Origin of the sequence: Hallella sp. (genome assembly GCF_037460745.1) — a bacterium.
Classification (GTDB): Bacteria; Bacteroidota; Bacteroidia; order Bacteroidales; family Bacteroidaceae; genus Prevotella; species Prevotella faecis.
Map to the genome: position 1 here is coordinate 1 of NZ_JAXVAE010000048.1, position 14,389 is coordinate 14,389.

The window sequence follows — 14,389 nt, forward strand, 5'->3', positions numbered from 1 at the left end:
GATTTCTCTTTGCCGTACGACACAGAGAAATCCTAATGACCGATTTGGGTTAAACTGGAACTCGCGTGTCAGGGCGATGTTCGGGAAGATCAGGTCGTACGAGTGGGCGTTGATGCGCTCCACCTTCTTGTTTGACGACTCAGCGGCCTCAACATCCACGTCAAACTTAAGCTTGTTGTGCTGCGACGGATAAGCCAGCGCCACGTAATCCTCAAGGTTGAAGTCCTCAGAGAGTGGATCGAAATCGTCGAAGCCCTGATCAGTGGTGCGGAAGTAGTAATACTTGGCCTGCTCCCATGGGGTGTAGTTGGCCTTGTAAGGAGTCGATGTGGTGTCAACGGTCCAAGGATCCACCTCCATACCAGCCTCAATCTGCTTGGCGCATCCCACAACCTTCAGTGCATAGAAGCGGTTGGGCCTCAGCATGCGCACGTCGAGAAGGTGCTGCGAGGTGGTCTCCGCGCCACGGTAGTAAGATATTGTCTCCACAAACTCGGGCTTTCTGTGCAGCGAGTCGGCAAAGGCTTTAGCTGAGTCGGTGTACGAATAGAGATACGCCACATACTTGCCGTCCTTCATATCCTTGTTGCGGAAGATGAACGTGCGCGAAGCCAGTGCGGCAATATCCTCGCTGACAATACCGTTCTTCTCAAGACGGGCGCGCTCGTTCTCATCAATCAGGCGATAGTGCTGGTTGAGATTGGCGTTGGTCTTGATGGTAGGACGTCTGCCCAGCTCGGGTGCGATGCGTGCGCTATAGGCCCATCCCTCACGACGGCGCTCGCTACCAATGCTCATCTCGCTCCACATGTCGAAGTTGTCGAGCGGATTGCCGTAGAACATATCGCACACCTCGCCACACTCGAACGAGAAGCTTCGGTTGACGTTCACCAGTCCACCCAAGAGCTTCAGCTTGATGCGGGCCTTACCCACCGCGTAGTTGGGGTTAGGAAGTGCGCATCGGAACATACCGCCGATACCGGCGTCGAGCAGGTTGAATGAGTTGTTGTAGAAGCCCAAACGGATGTGGAGCTTCAGCACAGCGTAAAGGTACGCGTACATCTGACCCTCAGCATACCAGCCGTTGTGGCCGGGCTTTGCTCCCTTACCGTGGTTGAGATTGGTACACCAGCCGCCACTAAGGTTGCGCAGCGACAGGTCGAAGCCTGCCTGCACACCCATGTCGGCGGAAATGAGTCCGAGGTCGAACTTGATGAATCCGAACACCTGCGCTCCCACCATCACGCCACCTTTCACGTTTCCGGTGATGCCTGTCACACCATTGCGGCGCGCCTTATCGGCCTCGCCTCTTGACGCCGACTTCACACCTTCCTTGCTTCCTCCGTTGAGGAACTCGCTGATCTCGGCGGGAATGGGTGGCAGCTGGCCGTTGCCCGGCAACTCATTGCCGAAGCATACGTAGACGTTGGCGCCCACCTTCACCTTCACGATCTTGGCGTCGAAGTCGATGAACGTTATCTTGCATCGTTTCTCGTAGTCGGGCTCGCCGATGTAAACATGCCACTTGGGCGTGCTGAGATTCTGGCTGTTGGCACGGAACGTTATCTTGAAGTCGAACGTTATCGTCGACTCCATGGCCTTCAACGATCCCTTCGGCTTTTCGGTATCGGTGTCCTTGGCTTCCAACGACTCGCTCTCCGTGGGCTTGTCGGTCTTGCCTGAAAGACCGTTGAGACCTGCCTTCATGTCCTTCTCATACTTCTCAAACTGATTGTTGAGTTCCTGCAAGTCTTTGGTCAGATCGTCGAGCTTCTTCGCAAGCTCCTTAAACTCAGACGATCCGGTCTCAAAGGTCACATTGAGCTGGAAGTACTTGTCCACATCGTCGCAGAAGTAGATGATGCTGGCCTTACTCTTCACCAGTCCACCAGCGCCCGATATGCTTCCGTTGAGCAAGAATGCCGACAGATATCCGTCTTTATCCTCGGTTGCTTTCTGATAGATCACCGTCATGTCGAAATCGCCACTCATGGTTGATTCGGAGATGGCCGACAGGCTCAGGCCCGCGATGATACCGATGGTGCCATAAGAGGGAACCGGCGCATCCTTCGTATTCGACAGGTCGACCTTCGAGCCCTTGCCTCCTCCACGCTTACAGTTGAAGAAGAGGCCGAACTTCACGCCAGTAATCTTCACAGGATCCATGCCCACACCCGTCTTCGAGTCGAGCTCGCCATAGAAGTAACCCCAAGTAAACTTATCGCCTTCCTTGGGATCCTCGGCGCCACTGTCGTGCTCAAAGCATCCTCCGTCGACCGTTACCTTGAAGAGGTCGCCGGGCATCGTCACGGTGAGGTTGCCGCCGAGACCGGTGTCCTCGCCGTTGGTTCGAATATCAAACCTACCATCGAGCTTCACCACACCGAAGTTGGCGCCGATGGATATCTCATCAAGCTCCCAACCATCGTACTTCAGGTCGAGGTCTTCGATGTTGACCTTGGCGTTGATGGCGAAGCCTGTGCCGGCATCGAACACGCCATCGACAATCGACAACGAACCCTTGAGGTAGAGGCCCACCGTATGGGCCGCCATATCGCTGCGGAACTGATAGTCGTCGAACTTAAACTTGAACGGGCCCAGTTTCTTCTCGATAGACGCCAGCGACCACTGTCCGGCGCTGAAGTAGCAATCCTGGCCCACTTGCATCTCCTTCCACTTGTTGAACTCGATCTTCGAATCCGTGGGCACAAAGGCCGCCTTACGATCTTCCTCCACCTCCGCTATCGACGACTGCCATGCCTCGCGGCCCTCGGGCTTATAGGCGAAGTTGGCAATGCGCATGCCTACGAAGTGGATGTCGGGCAGCTTGGGAGAGATCTTCTCCTTGCCGTTGATGCTGAGCACACCACCGAAGCAGAGCTCCACATGAGTCTCGGTCTTTCCATCGTCTTGATCCTCGGCCTCGAGCAGGAAGTAGGTCTGCGACTTGGTTATCTTGGCCTTGGCGAGGAAGAAGTCGAGGGCCAACTCGTCGGTTCTCGGCTCCACCTTGAACACATAGGTGTAGCCGTTCTTATTCTTGCTGCCCTTGAGCGTCCTCTGGTTGTAGATGTCGCACCGGTAGTCGATGTTCTTCTCGTCCTTGTCCTTGCTTCCGAGCAATGGCACACCAATGCCACCACTGAAGTTGCAGCCATCGAACGAGTTCTGCACAATATTGAGCTCCATCTTCTTGATGGAGAATCCCCAACCGCCGACCTTACCTGTCACGGCGTCGAAGATGTTGTTCAGGTTGGCCTGCAGCGAAGCACCGCTCTTGTCGAAGAACATGTTGTCCACGCTTGCCTCCAAGCGCTTCTCCTTATCGGCGCTTCCAAACGCGAGGGCCTTCGGGAAGCGGATGCCTACCTTCTTGATATAAAGTCCTTGCCACGTCTCGATCTTGTTGGCGGTGAGCACCTTCGACCTATCGTAGGTCTTGGGGAACGATCCCATTCCGCTTGCGTTCGTCGAGGACGAGTGGTCGTAGATCATTTCGCCGGGCATGAAGGTCCAACCGGGCAGGTCGTCGGCCTCAAACGAGTCCATCTTGACGCTGGTCTTCCAGTCGCTCCAATCGCGCACACCAAACTTGATGTACACCTTCGGAAGTTCGGAGGTGACATCGCCTGCGTCGGTAACCTTCTTGAGCTTGGGGATGGCCATCTCTATGTCGACCATGAAGGCCGAGAGCGTGTCGGCGCCCCAACTGATGTAGCAACCGTCCTCGGGCGCCTGGCCGTTGTTGGTAACGGTGATGTCGCTCGGCGACTTAAACGTGAACTCAAACTGCGAGTCTTGCTCGGTCAGCGTAAAGTCGGAGAGCAGGCAGATGGCTCCGCTCTCTGGCAACAGGCGGTCGGGACTGATGCAAAGATGCGGCGCACCCAGCACAAGCACCTCGTTCTTGACATGGCTGCTCTTGGGCATCATGAACGTGCCCATGAGGTCCATCGACGCCCATGTGGGGGTGAACGTTACGTTGACGATCTGCAAATCGACAGGCACCTTACCCATGTCGTCGGGCAACTTGATGGGGAGGCACACGTTATCGAGCTTGCCCTCCTTCACAAAGTCCTTGGCATCGTGGTACCACTTGTAATAGTTGCCTATGCCCATCTTCTTGGCAAACTCGCGTCCGCGCTTCGAGGCCTCCTTCTGCAACTTGTCGGCAAAGGGCAGGCGGGTGTCGCTCACGAGGTTGTCGAGGCCCCACTCAGAGAACAGCTGGTCGACCTGCTCTCCGTTGTGCCCGTAATAGTTGTCGTCCTTGCGGCCACGCACCATACCCGAGTAAACGATGTCGTCGGTATTGATACACAGCGAGTCGAACTCCACGGCCACCATGACCTTCAAGCCCAAGGGTCGCCACTCCACGCGGCCCCGTCCCTTGAAGCCCTGCTTGCTCTTCGCGAGCTCATCGAGGGTGAGCTGGTACTGGCCAATGCCCACCACCTTGCCCTTGAGGTCGGAAGCCGACTTGTTGGTTGGGGTGGTGTTTTCGATGGTGACCTGCGAAGAGCATTGGAAGAACTTCTTGCTGATGCGGTCACTCAGGGCAAAGTCGCGCACATTGAGCGAGTCGTCAATGAATGCCACCGACTGCACGTTGAGCGCCTTGGGCTTGACACGCAGCAACAGGTAGTCGCCGATGCTCACATCGCCATTGATCTGCTCCCACGAGATGCTGTCTTGCAGCTCCTCGGTGGTGTGGCGATATACGGGTTCCTGCTTGAAGTTTTCCTCATAACTCAACGACGGGTCGCCACGAAACAGTTCCACGTCGTAGCTGAAGCGCACGCTGTCTTGCCGCGCACCGCTTCCGCCCACAAACCACACGCGCTTCCACTCCACGAAGATGTCGTCGCTGACAAACACCTTGCGGGCACCGGCGTCTTCGCTGAAAGCCGGCGAGAGAATCTCCGGGTTGCGGAAGTTGTAAAGCGAGTCGGTGAGCGCACCTTCCTTTTCCTTGAATCCGAACTTCAACACCAAGCTGTCCTCAGGCTCGTCGCCGGTTTCGGGCTTCTGCTCTTCGGTAGGTGTGGGTGGCGCGGGAACATCGTCGGCCTGCAACCTGAACACCATGAGGTCGCTCTTGCCCTCATTGGCCACGAGCGTGAAGTTCATGTTGTTGGAGGTAACCTGCGTGCGCTGCTTGGCCGTTACGCGAGCCGCATAGGTGCAACTCTTGTCCATCATGCGTATCACGTTCTGCGGAATGACTGCCGTTGCCGACGTCAGGTTGTCTTTCTTATAGAGCACATGGGTCTCGTGGGCCCAGGCGTCCTCGGGATCCTGGTCGGGTCCCACCTCCACCACCTTGAAGTCGTAGTTGAAGTGTACGGGCCGCGCGCCTCCCAGCATCGACTCGGTCCATGCGAACATGGGGTTGATGGGGTTGAGTTCGGCCACCCCCTGCAACGACTCGAGCGTAGTGCCCATGGGACGCATGGGCGTCACAAACTTAGGCGCGTCGACCTTATAGCGCACCGAGAACTGGCATGAGTTCTTGCCATTGGTGGCCACGGCGCTCTCGCCATTGAGCTGAATGTCGGTTGTTCCGTCGACGTTCCACTTATACACGTTGAGCTGCAAGCGGTAGTCGCCCTCCTCGAGCAGACCAAACTGCCCACTCTCGAAGCCACTCGAATAGTCGAGCCTCGTAACGATGTCGGATGCGTTGAGATGGTTGAACATCTGTCGCATCTCGGTGAGGTTGAGCTGTCGCGTCTCGTTGGAAGCGAGGGCCACGGTAGGCATCTTGGGCATGCGGTTGCCAGGCACAATCACCAGCGGGTCGGTGGTGTTGGGCATCTTGGCGAGCGTCATACCGAAATAGATGAAGGCCTGCTTCGACGTGGTGTTGGTAACCGTCACATTGAAGTAGGCTCCCGGGTTGCTTACATACGCGCCCAACTGGGGAGGAAGCACGGGCTGCACCGGATTGATGTTGACGATGATATCGTCGGTCGCCAGCGCCATGAGTGTGTTCATGAGCAGCAGTAGCGAGGTGAGGCAGTATCGCAGTGTCTTCATATCGTGTAGTGTTTTGTTAGCTTATGGTATCATTATTATATAAGGTGCGCTCAGTTCTTCGCCCGCTTCTCGGCCCGCTCGGCGTTCCTCTTGAGCTCGAGCAGCGTGAAGGTGTAGTTGTAGTTGAAGCTGAGGGTGATGTCGGTGGCGTTGAGGTCGTCGTGGGTCTTCGACGGATTGACATCGCCATACTTATACATGCCGGCGGTGAACGAGAACAGGTGCACCTTCTTCAGCGAGTAGCTGGCCGCCATGTCGAAGCCCACCGAGAGGCTCTTCGACAGCCTTTCCACCTCGTTGTAGCACATCGACACGGTGGCCGACAGGTTGAGGTTCTTCTCCTTGAGGAACGATCGGCTGGTGGTGATCGACGCCACATCGCTGGTGTAGCGCGTTCCCGACCCCCTGGTGTTCTGGTGACTGATGGAGGCTATGAAGTCGGTTTCCCAAGGTTTCACCCCGAGGTCGTAGGTGGCTCCGATGGCCAGCGACGTGTAGTCGCCCACGCCTGTTGCAAACCGGTTGAGGTCCTTGTTGCGCGACCAGCTCGTTGAGACCGAGGCGGTGTGGGCCAGGAGGTCGTTCTCGGTGGTGAACGTTGGCGTTACCGACACCGAGTGCATGATGCGCTTCACCTGTGTGCTGTCGTTCACGCGCTCCGTTCCGTCGGCCTGTGTGGTGAGATACCCGCTGTAGGCCGCCGAGAGGTTGAAGTGCTCGCCGAAGCGCGTGCTGGCGTTGGCCGAGTAGACATAACCGCGCGTGGTGTACAACTGGCGGTTGGTAAGGTTGTCTTCCTGTCCTGAGAACGTGGCCGAGAGCGCCACCTTCTTAAAGAGATAGGTGCCCATGGTCAGTCCGAGACTGTGGTAGTTGTTGGCGAGATAATTGGTGCCGAGCGTCAGGTAGTCGGGCTGCACCATGCGGTAGAACACCGACGTGTTGAACGTTGGCGAGTTGAAGTTGACGCTCACGTCGCCTGCGAAACGTGCGAGCGAGGTGTAGCGTGTGTCGAATATCTTGTCGAAACGCTTGGTTTCGGATGTGGTCACTTTATCGGCGCGCCTGTCGGTTGAGAAGGCCGACATGGCGACGTTGGCCGAGAACGAGAAGTAGCGCCTGAAGGCGTAGCTTCCTTTCAGGGCAAACGACAGGTTCTCCTGTGGCGTGATGCGGTCGCGCCACACTTCATCGACCGTGTTCAGACGGTCGTAGGCGCGCAGCAGGTAGAGGTCGATGGCTCCGCGCGCATTGTTGTACCCCACGTTGAAGCCCCATCCCACACGCTGGTACTGCGGGTTGCGCGGCGACGGGTCGTCGGGGTTGTCGTTGATGGCATTGCGGAAGGTTCCGTAGAACACGCTCGAATGGAACGTCTTTCCGCGGTATTCCAGTCCTACGCCGTTGAACGACATGTTCATGATGTAGGGACTGTAGTTGAGCGTTGTGCGCCCAATGTATCCGCGCCAGTTCTTATAGCGCGGGTTAATCTTGAAGTTGATGTGTGGATAGTTGAAGTCGAGGTTGTTGTTCGAATAATAGAACGAGAACGGCATGCTGAACCCATACAGGCTCACATTGAGGTTCAGGTAGAACATGTTGCTCATGGGCGAAGCGTAGCTCGAACCTGCCGACGAATGGAAATAGGTGTTACGCGTACCTACCGAGCCGGTGATGATCAGGGGATCGCGCTTGGCTATCTCCGAGATGGTCTGTGCTTGCACGCCGCCGTTATACATAAAGAGGGCTGCCACAGCCGTAAGTATGGTTTTGTGTAGGGGGCTATTCATCGCTTCGCTTCTTTGGGTGAGTAATATATGAATGGTTGTAATGGAAGAGGGGTTACACTTTCGTGTGGTGGCAAAGGGGTAAACGAGGTGGGGATGTTACGCCCCACCCTGTTTACCCATTGCTTATCATTTCATGATCTTCTTCGTAATGGTCTTTCCGTCGGTGGTCTTCACCTTCACGATGTAGACGCCCGAAGGCAGACTGCTGAGGTCGGTCTGGTTGCGCAGCACCACGGCTCCCGTGGTGTTGACCACGGCGGTCGAGGCTACGCTCATGCCCTGGATCGAGAGCTGTCCGTCGATCACGGCAATGCCCGAACGGTCGAGGAGGGTCTGGTCGATGGCGGTCGACTCGCCCAAGGTCATCTTCACGGGTCGCTTCATGGTGCCTGCCATGTCGGCGAACGGCATCTGCTCGTTCACCATGCGCATCTCGCCTGTCAGCTCGTCGTAGAGGCGGAACGAGATGGTCTCGCCCTTGTCGGCGTGTACGGTGATGAAGCACTTGCCGCCTACCATGCGTCCCTCGCCACGGCACTCGTCGCCCACGAAGGCTCCCACCGAGTAGTTGTCGGTGCCATAGCGGCTGCCGAGGTCGGCAATGATGGTCATGTTGTCGGCGAACGGTGCGCTGTTGTAGGTCCACACGCTGCTCTTAACGTATGCCGACTTGGCATACTCCCTATCGGTAGGCTGGTCGAACTCGCTGTCGCTCGCATAGCTAATAAGCTTCGATTCGCCTGAGGCGTTGTAGTACATATAGCCCTGACCGAAACGCAGATACTTGAGCGTGCCTTCCCATCCGTTGGCGGTGTAAGTGGCAAAGCCTTCGTCCTTCGAAACGATGCGGTCGCCCTCGGAGAATTTCTCCTTGTTAAAATACTGATCCATCGTAAGGTCAAACTGGCTGTTGTAAGAAAGCCAGTTCCACTGGGGCCGGTACTCTGCCTCGCCATTGATGTCGGCAGCATAGCTATCCGACGGCAGCACGAAGCTAACGTATCCGGGATTCTCACCGATCTTCACCTTGTAGCAGGTTCGTTCAACAAGGTTGGTCAACGTTCCAAAGTAGCCATACTTGGGGTCGTTGTACATGAGGTCGTTCTCGCTGCGGATTTCCTCAACGGCATCTTCGAAATAACCATGCATCGCATCCTCGCTCATGTTGCCCAGGAAGGTGTTCCAGCTCCATCCAGCCTTCTGCTCAAAGGGCTGGCCAACGGCAAACGTTTCGCGGCCCATCACGATCTTGCCATAAACCACCCGGATCGTTCCATGACCCATCGACTTCGGCAAGAGCGTCCAGGTCTGTCCATCTTCGCTTGCACGCCGGATGGTGGCAATGGTCCACGTGTCGGGGCATCCATCGGGGAACTGTGCATTCCAATCCACCTGGACCTGAACGTCCTTAGGCTCGTAAGGAGCGGTGGCGGGATCGGGAGTAATCTCCACAGTGGCCTGTCGGCCCAAGGTGGGCGGATCCACCACATTAATCGTGAAGCCCTTGAGGCCCTCCACCACACGCACCGTGAACGAGCCGGTAAGCTCATCATTTTGGGTGGTCAGACCGTTGGCAGACACCTCGGTGTGAGCCACATGGTATTTCACGGTAACTGTCGCCTCGCCGAGGGCTTTAGCATAGGCTTCCAGCAAATCACCATCATCCCACAATGCGTATTGCGCAAAGAACACATCTTCATTAGACGATTCCATTTCGACATCGTTATAATCATCATAAACAGGCCACTCGGGATCAAAGACGATGTTTGCGCGAACATCATTGATGACATTCCTCTGCTGCGCCTCTAAGATAAACGAGAGCACCGACTTCTTAAATGTCATGCTGTTTATCTTCTTATGGACAACTACATTAACGTTAAGCATTGCCTGCGGGTTTTGGTTCGACGAAACAATGACTCTCGCCCTACCCGGCTGGGTGCCCACGATGTCGCCATTGTCCTGGTAGCTGAGCACAGTAGTATTGTTGTTGTCGGCCTCAATGCGGTAACTGACGCTGGTGTCGGTGGCATCCTCGGGCATCACCTTGAAGCCTGCGGGCAGAATCTTCGTCAGGCTCTCGCCCACATAGATATGCACCTCCTTTAATTCGCCCACCTGCTCGATGTGCGTCACGGGTTTAACGACGGTAACCTTCAGGTCGACGCTGGCCTTTGATCCGCTGAGCGTCATGGTGTAGGTGCCGGGCTTCACGGGCGTGAACACATTGTGTAGATTTCCATCCGGCACGATGGCCGTTTCGTCGTTGCTCTTCCATAGCAGTTCCTCGTTGCAGTTTTCTGGTGTTACATCGTAACACGACTGCAAAATATTGGTAAGTTCTTCCAGGCTGTTGAGAGGCACCGTTACGCCATCCCTATACTCTTCCTTGAGGGTGATGGAGGTGGCGGGCTGAATAACGGTTACCTTGAAGGAGTTGACATTTCCTGTGGGGGTTAGTGTTCCCAACTTCACGCCAAGGTATCCATCTTCTACAGGGTTCCTACCATAGAGGATGTTGTCGTCCACAGCGAAGTAGTTTGAGCTGTTCGCAAAGTCCCACTCAATGTTCATAGGCACAGAGGCGTTCGCGGGGGTAAACCTGATATACTGCATCATGTCTACCGACTCACCTACGTTCACCGAGATGTTTTGCTGGGTGAGAGAATACGTTGTGGGGTGTTGGAACAACAACTTAAACAGGTTCGAGGGAATACCCGTGGTGGCTCGATCATCATAGGTCAATGTGCCGTTTTGGGGTTGAATAACATACTCCAAGCCGTCGTTATACAGAAGCCGGAAAGTAATGGGCTTGCCTTGGTCGCTACTCGTTCCCTTGATACGGAGAGGGAAGTAATAGAAAGAGCCTGACGTTCCAAACTCTGATCGAACCAGACCACGACACTCGTTATCGATAAAGGCTCCAAGGTAGATAAATTGGCCACCTGGATCGTTACCATCAGCGTCTACCAAACCAGCGTAAACCACATGCTCGCTATTATAAGCATTCGGATTGTACCCCCAGTCGGGTTGCGCCATCATTCCCGCCGCATAGAGCAGGAAGGTTAGCATTAGTAATAATTGTTTTCTCATAACAGAAATATGAAAGGTGAATAATTATTGATGAGCTTGCAGGGGTGCTACTTGCTGTCGCCGGTCTCCTGGGCTTCAGGGCCGGCGCCACCCGCAAGACAGTCGCGTGGCGCGTCGTCGTCGTTTTGCTTAATGCTTGCCAGATGAGAATTGATCATCTCGTCGACAAGGTCATAGGAATAGCGATTGCTTGCAGGGTCTGACGATAGAATGTTTGGTTTCATCTTGTTGGGCTTTCGTTGGTGATTAGACACTATGAGTCGGCACAATGCCATGACTGTGCTGCAAAGTAAGGTAGAAAAAGCCCAAAGGAGTAGGATATTTCTTACAAAAAATGGCCAATTTCTTACAAAATTAGCCTTTTCTTGTCATATTTTGGATGTAACACTTGCAATTCGCGAAAATGTTACATCTTCTTTCGGTATTGTGTGGGGGTGACGCCCAAGGCTTGCTTGAACGCGCGGGTGAAGTGGGAGGTGTCGAAGAAACCGCACTTCATGGCGACATCGCTGATGGCCACGTCGGCGTGGTTGTTGAGCAGTTCTTGTGCCCGTTTCATCTGAAGGGCGCGTATGTAGGCAAGCGGGGTGTCGCCCGTCACGGCGCTGAGCTTGCGGCGCATCTGCTGCTGACTCATGCAGAGGGCCGAGGCCACACTGTCGACGGTGACCTCGCCGCGCGACATGTCGCCGTAGATGACCTCATCGACCCGCTTCAGGAAGGCACGGTCGCGCGGCGACAGCTCGGCCGAGGCGTCGGCCTTGTGCTCGGCTTTGGCTTGCATGTAACGCTCGCGCAGCATGCGATGCTTCTCCAGCAGGTTGTCGACACGCACGGTGAGCTCCTCGGCGTTGAACGGCTTGTTGAGATATGCGTCGACACCCATCTGCAGGCCGCGCAGGCGGTCTTGCTGGGTGGTCTTGGCGGTAACGATGATAACGGGAATATGATTGAGCACCTCCGACTGCTTGACGGCCTGGCACAGCTCGTAGCCGTCCATGCGCGGCATCATGAGGTCGGTAATGATGAGGTCGGGCACGGTGTCGGTGGCCATGCGCAGGCCCTCCTCGCCATCGTGGGCCACGGCAAGGCGGTAGCGGCTGCGCAGCTGCATGCTCATGTATTCGGCCACATCGGCGTTGTCCTCCACGATGAGCACCAGCGGGCGGGTGTCGGTGGTGTCGGCCGCGTCGTCGGTGTCGAGGGGCGCAAGGTCGGGAGCCGGTGTGGCGTCGGCCTTGGCGGTGGCGGCGGCATCGGCGGGAACGGCGGGAACGGTGGCCTTATCCAGGGTGTCGGCGTCGATGAGCAACTGCTGCGACATGGCACCATAGACCTCGATGGGCTTCACCACCACGCCGGCGGGCGCCTTGACGGGCACCTTGGCGGTGAACACCGATCCCACGCCCAGGCGGCTGTCGAGGCTGATGCTGCCTCCCAGCGAGGTGACAATCTGCTTCACGAGGGCCAAGCCCACGCCCGAGCCTATGCTCTTCTGCTTGCTGTCGGTTTGGTAGAAGGGCTCAAAGATGCGCTGGCTGTCGGCGGGTGAGATGCCCGCGCCATAGTCGGCCACGCGAAGGGTGAGCATGTCGCCGCTCACATCGAGCGTAACCAGCACACGTCCGCCCTCCTTCGAAAACTTGATGGCGTTGGTAACGAGGTTGCACACCACCTTCTGCGCATAGTCGGGCACAAAGTCGCACTCGGCCTTCTGCTGCTTGGGCGCATACATCAGCTCTATGCGGTGGCTGTGGGCCAGGTTGAGGTAGCTCTCCACCACCGTCGACACGAAGAGCACGAGGTCGCCGTGGCGCCAGTCGGGCTGGCCAATGGCCGACTTCACCTTCTGGATGTCGAGCAACTGATTGATGAGCGACAACAGGCGCGAGCCTTGGCGCGACACCATGTGGCCGATGTTCACCACCTCCTCGGGCGGCAACTGGCCCTGCTCCATCATGTGCGAATAGCCGAGGATAACGGTGAGCGGGGTGCGAAACTCGTGGGTGATGTTGGTGAAGAACGAGAGGCGCATCTCGTTCATCTGCTGCTGCGCCAGCTGCTTGCGCTTACGCGTGCGGAGGGCGTAGACCAAGAAACTCATGATCACGGCGGCGAGCACGAAGATCAGCACGGCGGCGGTGACGCTCACCACCTTCAGGGTGCGCTCGGTGCGATACTCCTTGTTGATGGCGTCGACCTCGGCCTTGCGCTGCTCATGCTCGTAGCGTATGCGCATGTTCTGCATGTGGATGAGGTTCTTCTCGCTCGACACGCTGTCGCCAAACTCGTTGTAGGCCTTGTAGCTGGCGAGCGCACGGCGGCAGTCGCCCTCCTTGCTGTAAATGTTATAGTAGAGCCACGCCACCTGCGACTGGTGCTCGAGCGAGTGGAGCGTGTGGGCCGCCTCGTCGGCAATGGCGAGGTAGTGCTTGGCCTGGGCGTGGTCGCCCAACCTTACATACACCTGCGCCAGGGCGAGGCAGGGCTCCATGGCGTGCCACCGGTCGTCGGAGGGCGCCATGATGTCGTAGGCCTTGCGGTATTCGGCAATGGCCTTGGCCGTTTGGCCCTGCTTCTCATAGAGCCTGCCGAAATGGGTGTAGCAAAGCGATATGCCGAGGTCCGACTTGGCCAGGTGGTTCTGCTTCATGGAGTGGCTGTAGTAGGCCCACGCCGAGTCGAGCTGGTTGCGCTGCTCAAAGAGCGAACCGAGGTTGGCGTAGTTGATGGCCTGTCCCAGATGGCTGTCGAGGCTCCGCTCGCCAGCCAGGGCGGCGCGAAACACCGAGTCGGCGGTCTCTACGTCGCCAAGCGTCAGGCAGATATTGCCTATGCCATTGAGCGACACCACGCGGTTCTTGCGCGCCGTGCGATCGCTCTTCACAGAGAAGTCCTCGCTGAGGTGGAGGGCGCGGTAATGGTAATCGATGGCTTCGTCGAGCACACCCATGCGGCGGAAATTGGTGCCTATGTTGTTGAGGGCCTGCACCATGGCGATGGTGTCGTGGAGCTGCTGTGCCAACTCGAGCTCGTGGCGATGGCAATCGATGGCCTTCATGAAGAGGTTCGACTCGCGGTAGTTGCGGCCAAGCTGTTGGCGGGCGCGCATCTCAAGCATGTGGTTGCCCTGCTTGGCGGCCACACGGATAAGGCTGTCGAGGCTCTCATTGGTTTTCAGGCCTTCAACCAAGCTGTCGGCCTCATGGCGCTGGGCGTCGAGGGCTCTAAAGGAAGGATGGGAATGGCAGGCCACCAACAAACCGAGCAACGCTGATACAACGCCAATACAATGTCAAATCTCATGCAACATTCAAAATGACAAGAAAATGCGCGTAAATGCTAATATATACAGCATATAGCAGGCATTTGATAAAGTGTATAATTTGTTATTTATTTGTTACTTTACCATTTAATTTTATAATTTATCATAGTTAATGGTTCGTAATTGGTTCTTGTTTTGGGTAACA

Annotated in this window: 5 protein-coding genes; all 5 read right to left on the reverse strand. The window is 56.3% G+C overall.

Annotation, left to right across the window (positions count from 1 at the left end; all coding sequences use genetic code 11):
• The coding region (locus WKK33_RS01260) for a hypothetical protein (RefSeq protein ID WP_337932125.1) at positions 1–6,039 on the reverse strand (6,039 nt) is incomplete at its 3' end.
• A 50-nt stretch (positions 6,040–6,089) separates the two neighbouring features.
• Positions 6,090–7,829 (reverse strand): hypothetical protein, encoded by a 1,740-nt coding sequence (locus WKK33_RS01265; protein WP_215759907.1) that lies wholly within the window; start codon positions 7,827–7,829, stop codon positions 6,090–6,092.
• Between the two features lie 126 nt (positions 7,830–7,955).
• Positions 7,956–10,919 carry a T9SS type A sorting domain-containing protein gene (locus tag WKK33_RS01270; RefSeq protein ID WP_337932126.1) on the reverse strand — a complete coding sequence of 988 codons (2,964 nt, stop codon included), beginning with the start codon at positions 10,917–10,919 and terminating at the stop codon, positions 7,956–7,958.
• Positions 10,920–10,966: 47 nt separating this feature from the next.
• Positions 10,967–11,143 carry a hypothetical protein gene (locus tag WKK33_RS01275; RefSeq protein WP_337932128.1) on the reverse strand — a complete coding sequence of 59 codons (177 nt, stop codon included), beginning with the start codon at positions 11,141–11,143 and terminating at the stop codon, positions 10,967–10,969.
• Between the two features lie 182 nt (positions 11,144–11,325).
• Entirely contained in the window at positions 11,326–14,190 is a 2,865-nt protein-coding gene (locus tag WKK33_RS01280; RefSeq protein WP_337932130.1) for an ATP-binding protein, read from the reverse strand.
• Between the last annotated feature and the right edge of the window lie 199 nt (positions 14,191–14,389).

Coding starts and splice junctions, on each gene's coding strand:
- WKK33_RS01265 (WP_215759907.1), bottom strand. CDS start 7,829: ATGAATAGCCCCCTACACAAAACCATACTTACGGCTGTGGCAGCCCTC.
- WKK33_RS01270 (WP_337932126.1), bottom strand. CDS start 10,919: ATGAGAAAACAATTATTACTAATGCTAACCTTCCTGCTCTATGCGGCG.
- WKK33_RS01275 (WP_337932128.1), bottom strand. CDS start 11,143: ATGAAACCAAACATTCTATCGTCAGACCCTGCAAGCAATCGCTATTCC.